The organism is Microbispora sitophila, assembly GCF_014892245.1.
Classification (GTDB): domain Bacteria; phylum Actinomycetota; class Actinomycetes; order Streptosporangiales; family Streptosporangiaceae; genus Microbispora; species Microbispora siamensis.
Genome location: NZ_JADBGC010000008.1, coordinates 243,801 through 263,622, shown reverse-complemented (window position 1 = coordinate 263,622; position 19,822 = coordinate 243,801). Strand labels below are relative to the sequence as shown.

Here is a 19,822-nt window from a genome sequence, read left to right as displayed (position 1 = left end):
GGTGACCACACAGGCGACCCCTCCCAGCGAATCCGGGCCGAGCGGTTCCGGCCCGGCCGAGCCGGTCAGCGAGCTGATCGTCCGCGCCGAGCGCTGGTTTCGCGAGCAGCCCGACGTGATCGCCTGCCAGGTCGGTGGCCGCACCCCGGCGGCCACCACCTACGGGCAGATGTCGCGGTCGGTGGACCGTACCGTCGCGGCCCTCGCCGGGGCCGGGATCCGCCCGGGCATGCGTACCGGCCTGTTGGTGCCGCCGGGTCCGGAACTGGGCGCGCTGGCCGTCGCCCTGGTACGGCTCCGCGCGGTGCCGGTGCTGGTCGATCCCGGGCTGCCGCTCGACGCGATCAAGCGGTGTCTGCGCCAGGCCGCGCCCGAGGCGTTCATCGCGATCCCCTCCGTGCAGCTGGCCAGGAGGCTGCTGGGCTGGGCTCCTGACGTCCGCGTGTCCATCACGGTCCCCTTGCGGCGACTCCTCCGCTCGGCGTGCCCGTCAGACACAGGGCCGTCAGACGAGCCGGGACGCGGTTTGGGGCCCGGCGAGCCGGGAGGGTGGCCCCCCGCCGGCCCCGACGACCTGGCGCTGATCGCCTACACCTCCGGATCCACCGGCCCGCCCAAGGGCGTGCCGCTGCGTCACCGGCACCTGGCCGCGCAGCTCGACCTGCTGGGCGCGCTGGGTACGGTCGAACCGGGAACGCCCGTGTTGTCGACGTTCGCGCCGTTCGCCCTGGGAGCGGCGGCGTTCGGGGCGACCGTGGTGATCCCGGACATGGATCCGCGGCATCCGGTGCGGGCCGACCCGGCCGCCCTGGTGGCCGACGTCCAGCGGTATCGCGTGGCCGGGATGTTCGCCGCTCCCGCGCTGCTTGACCGGCTCGCGCGTCACTGCGCCGCCCATGGTCTGGTGCTGGACACGCTCGGCGACGTGGTGTCCGCCGGGGCGCCGCTGCCGATGCCGGTGATGGACCGCCTGCGCGGCTGCCTGCGCGACGACGCGCGGGTGCTGTCCGTGTACGGCGCCACCGAATGCATGCCGGTGGCCGCGATCGAGAGCCGCCTGCTCGCCGAGCACGCCGCGGCCACCGCAGCCGGGGCGGGCACCTGCCTGGGTCCTCCACTCCCGGGCACCGAGGTACGCGTCATCGCCGTCAGCGACGACCCCATCGAACGGTGGAGTGAGGATCTGGTCGTGCCGCCCGGCACCATTGGGGAGATCATCGTGGCCGCGCCCACCGTCAGCGACCCCTACCTGGACGATCCGGAGGCCACCGCGCTGGCCCGGATCGGCGATGGGGACCGCACCTGGCACCGGATGGGCGACGTCGGCCGGTTCGACGGGCAGGGACGGCTCTGGTTCGCCGGACGCAAATCCGAACGGGTCCGCACCGCCGGCGGCGACCTGTACACCGACCAGGTCGAACCCGTCTTCGCCGCCGTGCCGGGGGTCCGCCGCACCGCACTGGTCGGCGTCGGTCCCGCCGGCGCCCAGCGTGCGGTCCTGGTCGTGGAGTGCGAATCGGGATCCCGGGACAACGCTCGCGTGAAGGCTCGCATGAAGGCCGACATCCTGGACGTGGCGGCCCGCCGACCGCACACCGCCGAGCTTCGGGAGGTGCTGTTCCACCCCGGGTTCCCGGTCGACGCCCGGCACAACAGCAAGATCCGCCGGCACGAGCTCGCCCTGTGGGCCTCGCGACGCGTCCGGGCGGGCCGATGACGAGGGTCCTGGTGACCGGAGGCGGCGGCTTCCTGGGAGAAGCCGTCTGCCGGCGGCTGGCCGCCCGCGGCGACACCGTCCACGCTCTTCAGCGCCACCACAGCCCCGCGCTGGCGGCTCTCGGGGTCACCCAGCACCTGGCCGACGTCCGCGACCGCGCGGCCGTGCTGGCCGCCGTCGCCGCATGCGAGGCGGTCGTGCACTGCGCCGCGAAGGCCGGCGTACACGGACGGGACCGGGACTACGAGGAGATCAACGTGACCGGGACGCGGAACGTGCTGGACGCCTGCGCGCGCCACGGGGCACGCCTGGTCCACACGTCCTCACCGAGTGTCGTCCACGACGGGCGAGACCTGGAGGGAGTGGACGAGTCCGTGCCCTACGCCCGCCGTTTTCCCGCCGCCTATCCGCGGACCAAGGCCGAAGCCGAACGGCTCGTCCTCGCCGATGCGGCGGCCGGGCGGGTGACGGCGGTCGTGCTGCGCCCGCATCTCATCTGGGGGCCGGGAGATCCGCACTTCCTGCCCAGGCTGGTGGCACACCGCCGCCTGCTGTGGCTGCTGGGCGAGACCGACAAGACCATCGACACGGTCTACATCGACAACGCCGCCGACGCCCACCTGCTCGCTCTCGACCGGTTACGTCCCGGTTCACCGCCGGCCGGCCGGGCCTACTTCATCACCCAGGGCCGGCCCTGCGGTTTCGGGGAATGGCTCAACCTGCTGCTGCGCGCCGCCGGGCTGCCTCCCGTGACACGCCGGGCACCGCTCGGACCGGTCCTGCGGGCGGCCCGCCTGCTGGAGCAGGCTCGCCGGCTGCCGTGGGCGCGGCACCTGCCACCGCTGATGTTCCTGGTGGAGCAGGCGTCGACGGCGCACTGGTTCGACATCTCCGCGGCCCGTCGCGATCTCGGCTACCAGCCCCGGGTGAGCATGGCGGAAGGACTGGCCCGGCTCACCGCCCACCTGTCCGCGGAGAACACGCGGTGACCGAATTCCCGGACTACCCGTTCACCTCCCGGTGGTTCGCCCACCCGCGTCGTGACGGCCTGCGCCAGCACTACCTGGACGAAGGGGCGGGACAGCCGGTGCTGTTCCTGCACGGGAACCCTTCCTGGAGTTACCTGTGGCGGCGGCCGATCCTCGCACTGCGCGAGGAATTCCGTTGCATCGCCCCCGACCACATCGGCATGGGCCTGTCGGACAAGCCAGGGGCCGACCGTTACCCCTACGACCTGGCCGCGCGGGTGGACGACCTGGACGCCTTGATCGAACACCTCATCGTCGACGGCGTCGCCCCCGAACACGGGTGGACACTCGTACTGCACGACTGGGGCGGGCCGATCGGCATGGCCTGGGCCTGCCGCCACCCCGGCCGGGTCGCCCGCCTGGTCGTGCTGAACACCGCGGCCTTTCCCAACCCGCACGGCGAACGCGTACGTCCTCTGCTACGGCTGCCGTTCCGGGTGTTGCGAGACACCCGGCTGGGAACCCGCCTCTTCCTGCGCCACAACCTCTTCGCCCGCGGCGCCACCTGGCGCCCACTGGGAGTCCGGCGCCGGATGCCCGCTCCGGTGCGATCGGCGTTCCTGGCCCCCTACGACCGGCCCGAGCACCGCGTGGCCATCCAACGCTTCGTCCAGGACATCCCGCTGCGCCCCGGCGACCCTTCCTGGCCTGTTCTGCAGAGTACCGGCAGGTCGCTGACGCAGTTCGCCGACCGGCCCACGCTGATCGCCTGGGGACTGAGCGACCCGGTCTTCGACCGCGCCGTGCTGGGCGAATGGCGACGGCGTTTTCCCGCCGCCCGGACTCGCCTGTATCACGGCGCAGGCCACTACCTGCTGGAAGACGCGCACGCCGACCTCGTCCCCGCTATCCGCTCGTTCCTGCGCACCCCGCCTCGTACCGATGGCTGACACGAGGTTCGTCGATGAAGGAGTTCCAGTTCGACGTCCCTGCCCGTCATGGGGTGGTGAGACGGGCGTAGAGGATGACGTTGTCGGTGTAGTGGCCGATCCGGCGGTCGAACACACCGCCGCACGTCACCAGGCGAAGGCCCGCGTGGTCCAGTGGGCCGTACACGCGACGGGTGGGGAACCGCTTCTTCGGCACCGTCTCCACCGACTCGACCACGAACCCGGCCACCGAGCCGTCCGCGCGGCCGACCTCGACGATGTCTCCGGGTCTCATCCGCCCGAGGTCGTAGAAGACTCCTTTGCGGCCCGCACCGTCGACGTGGCCGAGGATGACCGCCGCCCCGCGCTCGCCGGGGGTCGCTCCGTGCGCGTACCAGCCGGCCTCCTCGGGGTGGTCCACCGGCGGGACCTGCACCGTGCCGTCAGGATTGAGCCCGAGCCGGCCCAGCGCCACGTGGACGCCGATCTTCGGGATGTCCAGGCGGCGCGGCTCGGACGGCCCGAGCGCAGGGCCGCCCGAAGAGGAGATCCGCTCCGCGACGGCCGTCTCCCCGTCGACCGCCGCTGGCCGGGCGGCCTCGGGTGGCGGGACCGGAGGCCCGTCCGCCGGCAGGACTCCGCGGCCCACGAACACGGCGCCGGTCAGGACGACGGCGGCCGCCGCCACGCCCAGGACGCGACGGCCGCGGTCCGTCCTCGCACCCGGCATGTCAGGCACCCGCGCGCGACCTCCGGCGCAGTGCCAGCACTCCCATCCCGGCCCCCGCGGCGAGAAGGGCGGCACCCGCCGGGACCAGCACGGTCGCGGTGTCCGAGGGGCCGCCACCGGTCTCCGGGGCGCCTCGCGGCACGGTCCGGGGGCGCTCGGCCGGGGCCTGACCCTCCTCGCTCGGCGGCGCCGGCGCGGCCGACGGCACGGGCGTGGGCTCCTGCGGCGATGCGGGCTTCGGGGCAGGCGAGGGCGCGACGGCCACCGGCCGGGCGTCCGCCATGGCGGGGCTCACGGGCACGGTCAGTACGGCGATGCCGAGCACCGAGGCGGCCAGCGCGGTACGGATCAGTCGCATGCTTCCTCCTTGCGCGGCGGCGAGGCGGGAGGGTTTCCCACCAGGCGCACCGCAGGTCACCGATCTGGGAATGGCCTCGATGCTGGCAGGGGAATGTCCGCCGGCCATGATCGGAATGTCATGAGCATGTAATGGATGTCGGCATTCACAGGAAGCAAAACGGACATGCCGGATACTTGAACGGTGGCCCGGGTGATGCTGATCGAGGACGACCACTCCGTACGGGAGAGCCTGCGCCTGTCATTGGGCCGGAGCGGGCACGACGTCGAGGTCGCGCGGACCGGTGAGGAAGGCCTTCGACGCATGTCCGCCGCCCCCGCCGACATCGTCGTGCTCGATCTGATGCTTCCCGGGCTCGACGGATTCGAGGTGTGCCGCCGCATCCGAGCGGGAGGGCCCACGCCGATCGTCATGCTCACCGCCCGCGGCGACGACCTCGACGTGGTCAGCGGCCTGGAGGCGGGTGCCGACGACTACGTGGTCAAGCCGGTCCGGCCGCGCGTGCTGGAGGCGCGGATCCGCGCGGTCCTGCGGCGCGGAGGACCCGTCGCGGCGGCGGCCCCCGCGTCAGCCGGACCGGAGACCCACGGCGACCTGACCATCGACCGGGGCGCTCTCACCGTGGCCAAGGCCGGGGTTCCGATCGCCCTGCCGCCGACGGAGCTGCGGCTGCTGCTGGAACTGTCGGCGGCCTACAGCCAGGTGTTCAGCCGTCAGCAGCTCCTCGAGTCGGTCTGGGATCTCGACTTCCTGGGTGACTCCCGGCTGGTGGACGCGTGCGTGCAGCGGCTGCGCTCGAAGATCGAGGACATCCCCGCCAAGCCCCGGTACATCCAGACGGTGCGCGGGTTCGGTTACCGGTTCGGCCCTCTGTGAGGCGAGATCGCGGGGACGGCCGGCTCTCCGGCTGGGTGCGCGGGCTGCGCCCGCGGCTGATGATCGTCTGTGTGCTGCTCGCGGTGCTCAGCGCCGTGACCGCCGCCGGGCTGGTGTACCGCCAGGCGCGTGACCTCATGCTGGCCCGTACGGAGTGGTCGCTCGTCAACGAGTTCCGGCTGCGCGTCGCGACGCTCACCGAGAACATGCAGCACCCGCCGGACCGGCCGGCGCTGCAACGGCTCGCCAACGGCGTCGCGCCCTCGTTCCTCGATGCGACCGGGGCCGCCGCCTACCAGGGCGGGGGGCTGGTCGCCTCCGGCGACGACACAGGGGCGATCACTTCCGAGCTCCGCCGTACCGTCCTCCACCGCAACCGCCTCCTCTACCAGCGCGTCGTCAGGTCCGGCATGCCGTACCTCGTGGTCGGCACGCCGGTGATGCTCGGCAAGCAGGCCGCATCCTCGGGCGTCGAGGTGTACCTCGTGGCCTCCCTCGCCAAGGAGCAGCGAGAGGAGGAGCTTCTTGTCACGGCCGCGCGGGACGGGACGATCCCCGTCGTGCTGCTCGCCGTGGCGCTCGCCCTCGTGGCGGCGCGCGGCGTCCTGCGCCCGGTCCGGGACCTCGACCGGGCGGCGCGCAGGCTCGGCGCGGGCGAGCTGGACACGCGTCTGAAGGCGACTGGCGGCGACGAGCTGGCGCGGCTGGTCGAGACCTTCAACGCCACGGCCGCAGCCCTGGAGGCGAACGTCTCGGAACTGCGGAGCATGGAGGTCCAGGCCCGCCGATTCGTCGCCGACGTGTCGCACGAGCTGCGCACCCCGTTGGCGTCCATTCTCGCGATGGCCGACGTGTTCGAGGAGGAGGCCGGCCACCTGGAAGGCGACCTCGAGAAGGCGGCCCGCCTGATGAACCTCGAAATCGGCAGGCTGGTGCGGCTCGTCGAGGACCTCATGGAGATCTCCCGCTTCGACGCCGGCGCGGCGAGGCTGGTCCTGGACGACGTCGACGCGGCGGACGCGGTCCGCGCCTGCCTGCGGACCCGCGGCTGGACCGGGCGAGTGGGCCTCGATCTGCCCGCGGACATGCGTATCCGGCTGGATCCGCGTCGATTCGACGTGATCATGGCGAACCTCGTGGGCAACGCCCTCCGCCATGGTGCGCCCCCGGTCACCGTACGGCTCCGTGGGGGGCCCGAGACCGTCGTCATCGAGGTGCGGGACGCGGGCGCCGGGGTGGACCCGCGGATCCTTCCGCATGTCTTCGATCGTTTCTCGAAGGCCGACGAGGCGCGGACCAGGTCGGACGGAAGCGGCCTCGGGCTCGCCATCGCCCGCGAGAACGCCCGGCTCCACGGCGGCACGATCGAGGTCGCGAATCCGCCGGAAGGCGGAGCGGTGTTCACCCTCACGCTGCCCCGCCACCCGCGGTCGCCCCAGACCGGCCCCGGCGACGCCTCGCCGATCCGGAGGCGCGAGCCGTGATCTTCCGTACCAGCCGTGCGGCCGCCGCCCTCGCAGTGGTCATCATGTGCACGACAGCGGCAGGTTGCGGCATCGCCCCGACCGGCGTCAGGGACGGAGGCGAGCCCGCGGTGGGGTTCCGCCCGAGCACCCGGCTCTACTTCGTGTCGGGCGCGCGGCTCCGGGCCGTGATCCGTCCCATCCCGCCGCTCACACTGAAGGAGACTCTCGACCTGTTGATGGATGGTCCGAGCGCCGACGAGCGCAAACGAGGGCTGCGTACCAACCTGCTTCCCGACGTACACGGGCCGCTGAAGGTCAGCGCGGGCCGGGCGAGGGTCCTCATCACGCTCCCCCCGCCCAGGCCGACCCCGGCGGAAGTGCCGCAACTCCCCTCCACCGACGTCCCCCGTCCCGAGCTGTCACTGGGCCAGCTCACCTGCACCGCCGCCGGCGCCGTCGCGGCCCGGGAGAACATCGATCCCGACGCGGTCACCGTCGTCTTCCGGGAGCCCGGGATCAGTCGGACGGAGTCGTTCCACTGCTCGGAATTCCCCCGAGGCTAGGGGGTGCGTCCCCCGCCGGCCCACCCCCCGGTACGGCAGGCGCGTGCGGGAGACCGTCTAGCCCTTGCGATCCGGCGCCGGGGAGGCCGGCGACTGCTCGTGGGGCAGCAGGTAGCGCCAGGAGAGCGTGAAGACCGCCCCCGAGCTGGTCCTGAAGAGCGACCGGTCGTACCTCTGCCCGGCGGGAACCGCCTTGGTGATCGCACTCACCGCCGCCCCCTCGACGTCCTTCTGCCAGACCGGATCCACCACGCCCGAAGGCTCCGGAACGCCCTCGGGCCACGGCGACGGCTTGCCCTCCGCCGACTCGGCCCCTTCCGCGACCATCCGGACGCGGGTCGCGACGTAGTCGGCGCCCTCCGCGGCGGCCCGGGTCGCCAGGCCCTCCATCAGCTTCTTCGCGTCCACCAGCTGCTTCGGGTAGAAGTCCGCGAGCTGTTCCAGGGCCGGGACCCGGACCTCCAGCATCTTTCCGTCCTTCCCGCGTACGCCGAGGACGGTGTCCGGCACGTCCGTCACCGACGGTGCACCTGGCTTCGGCTTCGCGGTCGGGGGTTGCCCGCCCAGGTCCTTCTCCATCCGCGCGACCACCTCGCCCGCCTCGGCATCGCTGAGCGTCATCTGCGTGCTCGCGTCGACGATCACCAGGCCGTCGCCGTACAGCACCACCCTCGGCGGACGCAGCGCGTTCATGGTCGCGGTCACGTACCCGCCTTCCGCGCCCCACAAGGCGACCGGCTCCGCCGGCCCGTCGTCAGCCGCGGCCGCCGACGTGTCCGGTTCCACTCCTCCACAGGCCGCGGTCAGCGCCGTCACCGCCATGAGCAGAATCATTCGCAGTCTCATGCCTCCACCACGTAAGCACCCTCGCCTTGGTTCATCCTCGTGCGGCCCCCTTCGGATCGCCCGCGCTGCGCTCGGCTGCGCCGTCGAAGCCGGACAAGAACGCCCCGGCCGTAGCCCGGAAGCACCATTCGGAACATGACCATCTTGGGCGCTTGATCGCCGGCCAGCAGGCTGGGTTCGGTCAGCCCTGTCGACTTGGTGAACTCTTGAACAATTCACGATCGAGCTGTTACCGTCAGCAACCAACTCTAAAGGCTTGATTCGGGGCGATTTCGGGCTTTCGAAATCGGGGCCAGCCAGACCGCGGCGATGGTGCCGCGGTCTCACCGTTCGAGGAGCAACGCATGCAGCATGCCCTGCCCAAGCGACGCCTCGCGGCCACCGCCGCGGCGTTCGCCATGGTGGGTGCCGCCTTCCTTGGAGGCGCAACCGACTCGGCCAGCGCGGCCACCACCGACGAGCCGACGTCGACACCGGTCAACGTGGACATCCCGGACGGGATGCTCATGAGCTACGTCGTCAACGCCCGGATCGCCAACCCCGGCCAAACTCGTCTCGTTGAGCGCGCGGTCGAGGCCGCCGGAGGTGTCGTCGTCCAGTCCTGGCCCGAGATCGGCGTGGTCGTCGCCCACTCCGACCGCGCGGCCTTCCGCGTGAACGTCACCGCCAAGGGCGGCAACGCGGTCGCCTCCGTCGGCGCCACCCGCACGGCGGGGGTCTCCGAGGGGACGCCGGCCGACCTGGCCCCGCCGTGGGGCCCCGGCGCCAACGGGTACAAGAAGGGTGCCAAGAAGCCGGACAACGGCGACATCCCCTCCGACCCGCAGCCTGGCGAGAGCCTCGACCCCAACGAGGGCGTCCAGTGGGACATGCAAATGATCAAGGCCCCGCAGGCGCAGGCGATCTCCGACGGCAACCGCAACGTCCTCGTCGGGGTGCTCGACAGCGGCATCTCGCCGACACACCCGGACCTCAAGGCCAACATCGACGTCGCGAACTCGGTCAACTGCAGTGACGCCGGCCGCCCGGACCAGACGCCGCTGGCGTGGCGCCCGACGGCGAGCGACCACGGCACGCACGTCGCCGGCACCATCGCCGCCGCCCGCAACAACATCGGCATCGTCGGTGTCGCGCCGAACGTGCGCCTGGCGTCCGTCAAGGTCGTCAACGACGACGGCTTCATCTACCCGGAGTACGCCGTCTGCGGCTTCATGTGGGCGGGCCTGAAGCACATGGACGTCACGAACAACTCCTACTACGTCGACCCGTTCGAGTTCTGGTGCGACGACCAGCCCGACCAGGCCGCCAGCAAGGAGGCCGTCCGGCGCGCCGTGGAGTGGGCCACCACGCAGGGCGTCGTCAACGTCGCCGCGGCGGGCAACTCCAACTACGACATGGCCAACAAGACCGTGGACAAGGGCAGCCCCAACGACGCGCCGGAGCCGACCGTGCGCACGATCAACAACCGCTGCAACGACATCCCGGCCGAGTTGGACGGTGTCGTGACGGTCGCATCCCTGCAGCGCGTGGGCACCACGCTGGACAGCGTCCGGTCGTCCTTCTCCAACTACGGCCTCGGCAAGATCGACGTCGCGGCTCCCGGCTCGTCGATCTACTCGACGACGTATAACACCCGGACAGGGGCCGACGGCTACGGCACCAAGAGCGGTACGTCGATGGCGAGCCCGCACGTCGCCGGCGTCATGGCGCAGATGAAGTCGGCGCACCCGTCCTGGTCGCCGGCCACGATGATCAGCGAGCTCAAGGCGCGGGCCGTAGCCAAGCCGTGCCCGCTGAACACCGCGGCCTGCACCGGCACCGTCGACGACAACAGCTTCTTCGGGGCTGGTGTCGTCGACGCCCTCGCAGTCATCAAGTGAACTGACCCTCGTATCACCTGAGTGACACCCCGCTGGGCCTGACCGTCATGACGGTCAGGCCCAGCGCCGTACGGCGGCCAGGAGCTGGACCGGCGTTCTCCCCATGCCCGTGGGGGGTGATGAGCCCTGTACAGGGGTCAGCGCGCTCGGGCTGCTCGGACCCCGTCGGCGCGTCACAGTCCCTCGGCAAGCCCAGGGTCTTCGGGGGCGCGTGCGGGGTTTCGCGAGAGAGTGGCGCGGGAACGGTGTTGCGGCGTGTAGTGTCGAAAGCAGGTTGTGTCGAAGTCCCAGTATGCGTCAAAGCGCCTGCTGAGTTATGACAGCGGGCGTTACCGTACGGAGCCGAGGCTTTCCCAAGGCGGTCGGTCGCAGCAGCCCGAGGATCACATCCGTGGCTCTCGAGATCGTCCTATCAAGGAGAAAGCATCATGGCTCAGGGAACCGTCAAGTGGTTCAACGCCGAGAAGGGCTTCGGCTTCATCGCCCCCGACGACGGCACTCCGGACGTCTTCGTCCACTACTCGGCCATCGACGCCGGCGGCTACCGTTCGCTGGAGGAGAACCAGCGGGTTGAGTACACCGCGGGCCGGGGCGCCAAGGGCCCGCAGGCCGAGCAGGTCCGCCCGCTCTGAGCAACGCTTCGCACCGCCGATGCCGGGCACACGGAGACGTGGCCCGTCACCCGACGGCATCCGGCCCCGGGCTCCTCACGGAGTCCGGGGCCTCGTCATGCGGACGCACGATCCATAGCGGCCGAGGTCGCCGCTCCCGTCTTTTCCGGCGCCGAAGTGGTGATCACGGGCAGGGCGGACTGCTGCGCTATTCCATATCGGCCTTACTTCGGTGGCGATCAGGGTGTAGCAGCCGCCGCGGGACAGACCTCCCGGTAGCTCAGGTCTGCTCCGACGTGCTCGCGCCACTCCTCCTGTGCGAGCGGGCGCCCCGCCCGCTCGCACACGGCGGGGACGGCCTTCGCAGGGTCGGCCGGCAGGTCCTGGAACGCGCCGTCGTGCCCTACCACCCGAAGGAGTGAGCTGTCGGCCGTGAAAGCGAGCGCGGGCATAGGGTCGGCCATCGCATACGGATCGAACGTGCCGGTGGTCACGGTCCAGCTGACGCCGAGTTGGCGGCCCGCGACCGTGTCGAACAGCGTCATCCTGGTGTCGTGGGCGACGGCCAGGATCCGCCCGTCTGGGGAGAACCTGGCCCCCACCACGTCTCCCGGCACCCTGAACACCTGACTCGTCGTACGCCAGGTGCGGGTGTCCCACAGGGCCACTGCTCTGCTCCCGTACGGTGAAACTCCAGCTGGCCCTTCGGCGCGAGCGTCATCCACCTCTCCGCGAGCGTGCCGGGGCCTTCCGGAGAGGGAAGCACCTTACCGGCCACGAGGTCGATGACGTCGGCGCCCCCTCGGTCGGCGGTTACGAGGAACCTGCTGTCGGAGCTGAAGACAGTGCGCCTCCCGCGACCCTGCCGAACCGCATCACCTGCTTGCGTTGCGCGAGGTCGACGATGACGACGCTGCCCCGGCCGTAGTAGTCGTCAGGCAGGGTGTGGCTGATAGCGAGCAGACGGCCGTCAGGGCTGATCTGCATGTCCGCCCTGTCGTACTCCGAGGTCACGGGCACCTCGCCCAGCTTGCGCCCAGACGCCGCGTCCCAGAGTGTGGGGCCCTTCTGTTGCAGGTTCTCCGGCGTCGTCTCCGAGGGGACGGCCAGGGTGAAGTCGGTCCCGGCATGGCCGAGAACGGGGAGTACTCCAGCACGTCGATTCCTACGCCGCCGCCACCGCCCTCGCGGACGCCGATCCCTGACGTGGCTTCATCGGCTCCATCCAGGCCGTCCGTTGCCATGCAGGCCGCCGACCGCGGCTTCGCCGACGTTCTCACCATGACCTTCCCCGTCGCCAAGACACTGGAAGCCCACCGCGCCGGGGCTTACAACGGCTTCCTCGAACTCATGACCCGCGGCAACGCCACCGGCCGACTGCGCGCCGACTTCACCGCCGAAGACCTCGTCATCCTGCTGATGGCCAACGCCGGCGTGGTCGCCGCCACCGGCGACGCCGCCACCGACACCTGGCGCCGCCTGGTCGGCCAGATGCTGCGCGCCTACGCCGCCCCCGGCACCGACCTACCCGCACTGGAGCCGGCCCCCGCACCCGCCGCCCTGCACCGCGCCATGATTCGCCTCACCCGCCCTGCACCGCGCCATGATTCGCCTCACCCGCCCCGCCCCGGCACCGGTGGAGACACCAAGCGACACGGCGACCGTTGACGCCGGCTGAAACGCCTCGGCGATCGACCGCGTCATCGACCAGCTGAGCCGCGGCTGGTCGCTGGACGAGGTCACCGACGCCGAGATCGGCCAGGCGCTCGCCGAGCTTTGGGGGAGAGCGCGCCGACCGCCTGGAACCGCAACTGCGCCGCCATCGCCTCCTGGCTCACCTGGTGCCGGACCAAGAAGCACCGGCCGTCCCCTCGATGCCCGCCGACGCCGCGTGCTGCCGGGAAACCCCGGGCGAGACCCGCGCGATCGCCAAGACGACCCTGCACCGGCTGCTGTCGCGCCGCGACATCCCGCTGCGGGAAAGACCCACTGGCGGATGCTCTACGAGACCGCGGCCGGAGCCTCGGAGGTCCTCGCACCTCACACTCGCCGGGCGCCGTCGCGACCGTGGAGCGCGCACGTTACCGCCGCGGAGGACAGAGTGCCGAGGTCAGCAGGGCCATGGCCGCCCGCTTCCGATCGTCGGAGTACGGGGTCATCGACAGCGCGAGCTGGCGCGTGCCGTCGGGGGAACTGAACGCCACCGTCGAGTAGCCGTTCGTGCCACCGCCATGGCCGTACGCGATGCCGCAGGGCAGGGAGACCACCTCGAGTCCCAGCCCGTACTCCTTGGCGCCGCCGGGGTCCTTCATCTCCTTCAGCAGAGCTGACCCGAGCAGCTCGCCGCCCAGCAGGGCGCGGTAGAACCGGTTGAGGTCCCGGGTGGTGGAGATGATCGAACCGGCCGCGTCGGCGACCGTCGCATTGAATCTCGTTACGTCGACGGGGACGACCTTGCCGCCTTCGACGACCCGCACATAGGCGTGCGCGTGGGGGCCGGGCACCTCGGAGGACGTGCCGGGCAGACGGGTGTGCCCAAGCCCCAGCGGCCGCAGGATCCGCTCCCGGATCTCTGTCGCGTACGGTCTGCCGGTGACCCGCTCGATCAGCATGCCGAGCACGATGTAGTTGGTGTTCGAGTAGCCGAACCTGCTCCCCGGCGGGAACTCGTGCGGGAGTTCCTCCGCCCTTTCCACCAGTTCCCTGGCGGTCCAGGTGCGATGACGGTCCTTGAGGACGCCCTCCTCGTCGAACAAGCCTGTCGCGTAGTCCGGGATGCCGCTCGTGTGCTGGAGGAGGTTCCTGATCGTGATCGTGCCGCCTTGGTCGACGAGTCCGGGCAGCCACTGCTCCACGCTGTCGGACAACTTCAGCTTCCCTTCTCCTACGAGCTGGAGCACCACGGTGGCCGTGAACGACTTGGTCACGCTTCCCACGCGGAAGCGGCCGTCCGCCCTGGCCGGCTCAGGGCGGTCGATCCTCGCTCTGCCTGCGGCTCCCCGCCAGGTGGTGCGTCCGTCGCGGACCTCGGCGATCGCGGCGACCGCTCCTCCGGCCACGATCCGGTCCAGCAGTTTCTGCAGGCTCGGCTGGCTGTGATGACGCGGCGTGACGGCCGCGACGGCCGGCGCGGCGAACGCCGCCGGCATCGAGACGCTCACACATAGCGCGACGGCGACGTGGACGTGTCGTACTTTCACCTGCTCCTCCGATCCGCGAAGTCCGGGTTCCCGGTTTCGCAGCACCACGATCGGACGTACGAGGGGGCCGTCACATCGGAGGGATCACCCACGAAACCCTGAACCGAGCGCGGGCGGTCTCCGACGTGAGGAGGAGCGCCGTCCGGCCGATGGAGTGAGGGCGCCACGGCCGATCGGAGGAGGCGCCGCCGGAGGTTCCGAGCATGACGTTTGCGGCTGATGACAGGGAGTCGAGGAACATCGGTGTCAGATCACGCGCCAAGAGGCCACTGAAGATCTTGCGTATTGGAGATGAAAAACGTCCCGGGCCGTGATCGGCTCAGGGCGTTTGAGTTGTTCAAGAGTGGTGGTCAGGGGCAGGGTCGAACTGCCGACCTTCCGCCTTCAGGGCAGACCGACCGCCCTGCTCCGCTCGACCGACACGAGGCCGGAAGGCTGTGGACGGCTGCCGCGGTGTGCTCGTGGTGGCCGACATGTCCTGTAGTCGGCGGCACAGGCTCGAAGCGTTCCGAGAATCCTCGATGTCAACACCAACCCCCGCCGCCGGTCATGGAAGAGGTCACGTCTACGTCGTAGTCATCGCTGTACTCGCCACCCTCCGCCTCTACGAAGCACACAGAGAAGCCAACATCGCTACCACCGACGGACTTGACTAAAGCAGCTCACCCCTTCGCCTTCATCCCCCGGAGGGGGCTTTAGTCATCCGTGATTGCGGCGTCTCGATAGAAGGAGCAGGCGGGACCGGCGTCGGCGGGTGCGGGCGGGACTGCGCCGGCGGGCCAGGGGCGGGCGTTCAGGGCCTCGAGGGCCTGGCGGGCCATGGCTAGCTTCTCGTAGACGAACAGGACCGGGTGGCCGGCGGCCATCGTGACCGCGATACGCAGGGCGGCCTGCGGTCCTTCGGCGGTGGCGAGGCCGATGCCGGGCCGGGCCCGGCGCATGGCCGCGGTGATCAGGCCGGTCATCTCGCCGGGCCGGCGGCCGCGCTTGTCGGCGTCCTCGTAGACGACGACCCGGCCGAACCACGCGGCGACGGCCTCGGCCGAGCGGGCCACCAGGTCGTCGCGGCGGTCGCCGGGCAGCGTGATCGCGGCCACGGGCTCGCCGCCCCAGACATCGCTGATCATGCGGCCGGTCGCGTCGAGCGCGGCGGCGTTGTGGCCGTAGTCCAATATCACCGGGCCGCCGCCGGTCAGGTAGACGTGGCCGCGCCCCGGGTTCGACTCGCCCGGCGTGAACGTGCCCAGCGCGCGCCGGATGTCCTTGGCGCTGACCCCGAGCCCTCGGCACGCCGCCACCGCGGCCAGCGCGTTCGCGATCATGTGCGGGGCGAGCCCGCCGAACGCGCCGGGCAGCTCGACCACGCTGAGCAGCGCCCGCTCCCGGTCCGCGTCGAACTCGACCAGCTCGCCGTTGCGAAGCTCGTAGGCCAGGCCGCCCGCCTGCCGGTGCCGTTCGATGACCGGGTTGCCGTTCACCAGGCTGAAATATCTGATCACGGACGCGTGCCTGCGCACCCGCGGCCGGTCGGCGAGCGCGGCGACCACCGGATCGTCGGCGTTCAGCACCACGGTCCCGCCCTCGCGAACCTCCTCGGCGACCAGCGCCTTCACCTCGACCAGCTCGTCGAGATCTTCCACGCCGTCCGCGCCCAGGTGGTCGGCGGTGATGTTGGTGACCACGGCCACGTCGGCCTGGTCGTAGCCGAGCCCACCGCGGATGATCCCGCCGCGCGCCGTCTCCAGCACCGCGGCCTCGATGCTGGTGTCGTCGAGCACCATGTCCGCGGACCGCGGGCCCGAGGCGTCGGCGTCGTAGACCAGCCGGCCGCCGGAGTAGACCCCGTCCGTGGTGGACATCCCCACCCGCATCCCGGCCTTGCTCAGGATGTGGCCGATCATGCGGACCGTCGTGGTCTTCCCGTTGGTCCCGGTGACCGCGACGACCGGGACCCGAGATGGGGCGCCGGGCGGGTACAGGCTGTCGATCACCGCGCCGGCCACGTCCCGCGGCGCTCCCTCGGCCGGGGACAGGTGCATCCGCAGCCCCGGGCACGCGTTGATCTCGATCACTGCCCCGGGCTCAGCCCCGCCGTGACCGACCCCGCCGCACCGCATCGGTGCCGCGATGTCGGCCAGCCGCACGTCGATGCCGCAGATGTCCAGGCCGACCACGGCCGCGGCCCGGCGGCACACGTCGGCCACGTCCTCGTGCACGAGGTCGGTCACGTCGCGGCTGGTTCCGCCGGTGGACAGGTTCGCGTTCCGACGCAGGGTCACGAGCTGGCCGCGGGCCGGGACCGACGCCGGGCCCAGGCCCTGGGCCTCCAGGTGCGCGAGCGCGCGCTCGTCCAGTTTGATCTTGGTCAGCTCTCGGGAGTGGCCCTCGCCCCGGCGCGGGTCGGCATTCACCACATCGACGAGTTGGGTGATGTCGGAGGCACCATCGCCGGTCACCGAGGCCGGCCGCAGCTCGGCCGCGGCCACCACCTGGCCGTCGACCACCAGCACCCGGTAGTCGGTGCCGGGCACGAACTTCTCCACGATCGCGCCCTCGCCGCCGGCCGCCGCCTGGGCGTAGGCCGCGGCGGCGGCCGCGGCGGTGGTCACGCCGACGGTCACGTTGGCACCGTGGCTGCCGCGGAGCGGCTTGATCACGACCGGCCCGCCGAGCCGGCCCAGCGCCCCGGCGGCGTCGGCCGCGCTCCAGGCCACCACCCCATCGGGCACCGGGATGCCCGCGTCGGTCAGCAGCTGCTTGGCCAGCATCTTGTCGGCCGCGATGTCCACACCGATCACCGACGTCTGCTCGGTCAGCGCGGCACACACCAGCCGGCGATAGCGTCCGTAGCCGAGCCGCAGCATGCTCAGCTGGCCGACCCGGCGGACCGGTATTCCCCGGCGGCGGGCCGCGCCCGCGAGCGCGGCCGTGCTCACGCCGAGGCGCTCCCGCTCCACGACTCGAGCGATCCTGGCCAGTTCGAGCGGCAGGTCGGGGATGCGTTCAAGAAGAATGTGCTTGACCGTGGTGATGGCCAGTTCCAGCAGCTCGGCCGGCACCGAGGACTGCGCGGGCTCGTCCTGCGGGCACTCGGTCATCACGTCGTAGCGGCCGTCGGCGCCGGCCCACATGGTCCGGCCCAGGTGCACGTCGCGGCCCACCAGGCTGGACAGCTCCAGCGTCACGTGCTCGGTGACGTGGCCGAAGTAGGTGCCCCGGGCCATCGCCTCCAGGAACCCGCCCGGACGCCCGGCCGCGCAGTGGTGCTCGGCCAGCCCGGGCAGGGCCGCGGTCAGCCGCCCGGCGAAGCCCGGGTACTCGGTGGTGTTCCGGCCGGTCAGCTCCTCGAGCTCGAGCCGCGCGACGGTGACCGGCCGGGTGCTGAATGAGTTGGGTCCGCTCAGGTGACGCAGGTCGTCGAGACGCACGTGACACTCCCCAAGGGTTGGGCGGATGGGCGGGCTGGCGGTGATCAGTACCGGTCGTGCGCGGGCCCGATGGTGGCCTCGCGGGTCGCGATGTCGAAGACGCACCCGGCGGGCAGCAGGTGCAGCCGGACGCCGAACAGGGTGATCGGGTCTTCGTCCCGGGCGGCGTGGATGACCGTGGCGTTCCGCCCGTCAGCCACCGTGGCCACGCCGGTGCCGAGCACCTCGAAGCGGGTGCCGTCGACCAGGATCCCGGTGTTCTCACCGATGCCGACGCCCAGGTACTCCAGGTCGAGCGCCATGGCGCTGAGCAGCCGGGGGAGCCGGCCGCGCTCGCTGAAGTGCATGTCGATGATGAGCGCCTTCGGGAGCAGGCCGAGCCCGGGGCCGGTGCGGACCGTGGCGGCGGACACGCCGGGGCCTTCGCCGCCGAGGATCATCGTGCGGCCCATGGCGGTGGCGCCGGCGCTGGTCCCGGCGATGACCGCGCCGCCTGCGCGCAGCCGGTCGCGCAGGATCTCGTTGGCCCGCGAGCCGACCAGGGCGCGCAGCCGCGACTGGTCGCCGCCGGAGAAGAACACGCCCGTGGCGTCGTCGAGGAGCTTGGCCGCGTTGTCGCCGTCGGCGTCGGAGCGCCCGCGCAGCCGCAGTTCCCTGGTGTGGTCCACGCCGAGCTTGCGGAACACCCGCTCGTAGTCGGCGTGCACCTCCTCGGGCGCCCCGGTGGCCGTAGTGACCAGCACGATCCGGGCCGCCTCGCCGCCAGACAACTCCACGAACCGCTCGAGCAGGCCGGAACCGCGACACTCGGCGCCCCCGATGATAAGCAGGCGGCCCCGATTACCAGGTTTATCCCCTTCGTCCGCGTCCATGCTCCCTCCTCGACCAGTTGTTACCCTTAGGCGTCGAATATCATCCGAGAGCAACCAGTTCGGCCCGTATGGGCCGGTTTGGGAGCGCGGGTGCTCGCGTTACTCGGAGCGCAGGGCGCCGCGGACGTGCCGGCCGTGCCCCGGGCCCGGAGCGCTGCCTGGACAGCTCCTCGGGCAGCTACAGCGCACCCTGCCCGCACCATCACCAACCCCAGCCTCCATACGCGCCCCGGTTGACTGTTGCGGCACTTCTACGCGGTCCGGAAGCGTGCCGGGCTGGAGACGTACACATCCGGCACACGGCCGTCTCGCTCCTCCTCGATCTGGGCGTGCCTCCGCACGTGGTCCGCGAGATCGTCGGAAGCGCCATAGAGGTCACAATGGACCTGTATGCGCACGCGTCATTGGAGGAGAAGACAAAGGTGCTCAAGCGGCTCGGAAAAGAGATCGCTTAGTGGTTGATGTGCTCGTTGATGTAAAAACCCCGAACCAAAAACATGGTTCGGGGTTCTCCCTGGTCAAAATGTGGTCAGGGGCAGGGTCGAACTGCCGACCTTCCGCTTTTCAGGCGGACCGATCAGCCTGCTCGACTGATCAAGACAGTGGTCAGGAACGTGTGGATGGTAGCCGCAGTGCGCCCGTGTGCGGGGACGTTGCTGTCAGCACTGCTGTCACCAGCCAATAAAGCTTCCAAGATCGCTCAAGTGTGCGGGACCATGTCCTCATGTCAGTGACTGAGTTCGCCGGCGTGACCAAGGACAAGGATCGTGGCGTCACCTCCAACGGAGGACTGTATGAGTTCTGGACCGAGGACTCCGCCCACATCTATCTGCACGACACCGACTTCAGACGCTTGACCTACCAGCCCGGCAGGCCGCCAGCGCTGGAGTTGGAGTTCGTCTACGACCCGCAGTGGGCTCCACCCGAGCTGTCGAAGACACCTGTCGTGGTCTTCCGGTTCGAAAATGTCCGCCTCGTCGAATGGCGCGAGGATCAGGGAGGCCACGACTGCGTGACCTCTCACCGTGATGCTCCGCCTGGACAGGTCGAGCTCTTTGACTGGAACGGCGCCGACTTGTTCACCCTGTACACCTTCACGCTGTGCCTGACCTTCCGTGCATCGTACGCAGAGGTGGCCGTACGCCCAGAGTAGAGCGGGGAATCCTTCACGCCCTACCTAGTCGAGCCGCGGACCACTTCAATACGAGTGAGAACGAGATCGTCCACAGGTGTCCACGCCCCCCTGACAACCCAGCTCGCGCGTCACCATGAGGGCCTGGTCATCCACGAGTGTCGCTGATTGTCCAAGGCCGTTGTTAGCACCCGCGTTAGCAAGATCACGACACCTGGGTCACGACCCTCTCCTTAGCAGGAGCCA

Annotated in this window: 18 protein-coding genes and 1 tRNA gene; 10 read left to right on the top strand and 9 right to left on the bottom strand. The window is 70.8% G+C overall.

The genetic code is table 11. From position 1 onward, the window contains the following. The first annotated feature begins 1 nt into the window (after position 1). Genes IL992_RS17160 through IL992_RS17150 form a run of 3 tightly spaced genes read left to right on the top strand, consistent with a single transcriptional unit; the run spans position 2 to position 3,635 of the window. On the top strand, positions 2–1,717 hold the full coding sequence (locus IL992_RS17160; protein ID WP_319018613.1) for a fatty acid CoA ligase family protein: 1,716 nt from the start codon (positions 2–4) through the stop codon (positions 1,715–1,717). Beyond that, the gene (locus IL992_RS17155) at positions 1,714–2,706 is read left to right on the top strand and encodes an NAD-dependent epimerase/dehydratase family protein (protein WP_193204334.1); all 993 of its coding nucleotides are present in this window, start codon (positions 1,714–1,716) and stop codon (positions 2,704–2,706) included. The genes IL992_RS17160 and IL992_RS17155 overlap by 4 nt, the downstream gene beginning before the upstream one ends. Further along, positions 2,703–3,635: an alpha/beta fold hydrolase gene (locus tag IL992_RS17150; protein WP_193204333.1), complete on the top strand. Its 933-nt coding sequence runs from the start codon at positions 2,703–2,705 to the stop codon at positions 3,633–3,635. The genes IL992_RS17155 and IL992_RS17150 overlap by 4 nt, the downstream gene beginning before the upstream one ends. A 46-nt stretch (positions 3,636–3,681) precedes the next feature. Here the strand turns inward: IL992_RS17150 and IL992_RS17145 are convergent, their stop codons facing one another. After that, complete coding sequence (locus tag IL992_RS17145; protein WP_193204332.1) at positions 3,682–4,344, bottom strand: class F sortase; 663 nt, start codon at positions 4,342–4,344, stop codon at positions 3,682–3,684. A 1-nt stretch (position 4,345) separates the two neighbouring features. After that, positions 4,346–4,702 (bottom strand): hypothetical protein, encoded by a 357-nt coding sequence (locus IL992_RS17140; RefSeq protein WP_193204331.1) that lies wholly within the window; start codon positions 4,700–4,702, stop codon positions 4,346–4,348. 183 nt (positions 4,703–4,885) lie between these two features. Between IL992_RS17140 and IL992_RS17135 the strand changes: the two genes are divergently transcribed. From IL992_RS17135 to IL992_RS17125, 3 genes are read left to right on the top strand one after another with little or no spacing between them, the layout of a single operon-like run. Then, a complete protein-coding gene (locus IL992_RS17135; protein WP_319018612.1) occupies positions 4,886–5,578 on the top strand; it encodes a response regulator transcription factor in 693 nt (230 codons plus the stop codon). Next, positions 5,575–7,062 (top strand): HAMP domain-containing sensor histidine kinase, encoded by a 1,488-nt coding sequence (locus tag IL992_RS17130; RefSeq protein ID WP_319018611.1) that lies wholly within the window; start codon positions 5,575–5,577, stop codon positions 7,060–7,062. The genes IL992_RS17135 and IL992_RS17130 overlap by 4 nt, the downstream gene beginning before the upstream one ends. Beyond that, positions 7,059–7,607 carry a hypothetical protein gene (locus IL992_RS17125; RefSeq protein WP_193204330.1) on the top strand — a complete coding sequence of 183 codons (549 nt, stop codon included), beginning with the start codon at positions 7,059–7,061 and terminating at the stop codon, positions 7,605–7,607. The genes IL992_RS17130 and IL992_RS17125 overlap by 4 nt, the downstream gene beginning before the upstream one ends. A 57-nt stretch (positions 7,608–7,664) precedes the next feature. On the opposite strand, the gene IL992_RS17120 is transcribed toward IL992_RS17125, so the two are convergent. Further along, positions 7,665–8,453, bottom strand: coding sequence for a hypothetical protein (locus tag IL992_RS17120; protein ID WP_193204329.1), 789 nt, complete (start codon positions 8,451–8,453; stop codon positions 7,665–7,667). A 344-nt stretch (positions 8,454–8,797) separates the two neighbouring features. Between IL992_RS17120 and IL992_RS17115 the strand changes: the two genes are divergently transcribed. Together IL992_RS17115 and IL992_RS17110 are read left to right on the top strand one after the other, a co-directional pair. After that, positions 8,798–10,333 carry a S8 family peptidase gene (locus IL992_RS17115; RefSeq protein WP_193204328.1) on the top strand — a complete coding sequence of 512 codons (1,536 nt, stop codon included), beginning with the start codon at positions 8,798–8,800 and terminating at the stop codon, positions 10,331–10,333. A 428-nt stretch (positions 10,334–10,761) separates the two neighbouring features. Beyond that, positions 10,762–10,965, top strand: a complete 204-nt coding sequence (locus tag IL992_RS17110; RefSeq protein ID WP_079315033.1) for a cold-shock protein — start codon at positions 10,762–10,764, stop codon at positions 10,963–10,965. Between the two features lie 218 nt (positions 10,966–11,183). Here the strand turns inward: IL992_RS17110 and IL992_RS17105 are convergent, their stop codons facing one another. Both IL992_RS17105 and IL992_RS17100 read right to left on the bottom strand, forming a co-directional pair. Continuing rightward, on the bottom strand, positions 11,184–11,612 hold the full coding sequence (locus tag IL992_RS17105; protein WP_193204327.1) for a WD40 repeat domain-containing protein: 429 nt from the start codon (positions 11,610–11,612) through the stop codon (positions 11,184–11,186). Between the two features lie 145 nt (positions 11,613–11,757). Next, positions 11,758–11,964, bottom strand: a complete 207-nt coding sequence (locus tag IL992_RS17100) for a hypothetical protein (RefSeq protein ID WP_193204326.1) — start codon at positions 11,962–11,964, stop codon at positions 11,758–11,760. 222 nt (positions 11,965–12,186) lie between these two features. On the opposite strand from IL992_RS17100, the gene IL992_RS17095 reads away from it, so the two are divergent. Beyond that, complete coding sequence (locus IL992_RS17095; protein WP_193204325.1) at positions 12,187–12,612, top strand: hypothetical protein; 426 nt, start codon at positions 12,187–12,189, stop codon at positions 12,610–12,612. A gap of 413 nt (positions 12,613–13,025) precedes the next feature. Here the strand turns inward: IL992_RS17095 and IL992_RS17090 are convergent, their stop codons facing one another. The 4 genes from IL992_RS17090 to IL992_RS17075 form a co-directional block, all read right to left on the bottom strand. Beyond that, the gene (locus tag IL992_RS17090; protein WP_193204324.1) at positions 13,026–14,144 is read right to left on the bottom strand and encodes a serine hydrolase domain-containing protein; all 1,119 of its coding nucleotides are present in this window, start codon (positions 14,142–14,144) and stop codon (positions 13,026–13,028) included. 695 nt (positions 14,145–14,839) lie between these two features. Beyond that, entirely contained in the window at positions 14,840–17,572 is a 2,733-nt protein-coding gene (gene cphA / locus IL992_RS17085) for a cyanophycin synthetase (protein WP_193204323.1), read from the bottom strand. A gap of 44 nt (positions 17,573–17,616) precedes the next feature. Continuing rightward, positions 17,617–18,444 carry a cyanophycinase gene (locus IL992_RS17080; RefSeq protein ID WP_193204322.1) on the bottom strand — a complete coding sequence of 276 codons (828 nt, stop codon included), beginning with the start codon at positions 18,442–18,444 and terminating at the stop codon, positions 17,617–17,619. A 526-nt stretch (positions 18,445–18,970) separates the two neighbouring features. Next, positions 18,971–19,041: transfer RNA gene (locus IL992_RS17075), tRNA-Phe, on the bottom strand. A 127-nt stretch (positions 19,042–19,168) separates the two neighbouring features. On the opposite strand from IL992_RS17075, the gene IL992_RS17070 reads away from it, so the two are divergent. Next, entirely contained in the window at positions 19,169–19,597 is a 429-nt protein-coding gene (locus tag IL992_RS17070; RefSeq protein ID WP_193204321.1) for a hypothetical protein, read from the top strand. Positions 19,598–19,822: the final 225 nt, after the last annotated feature.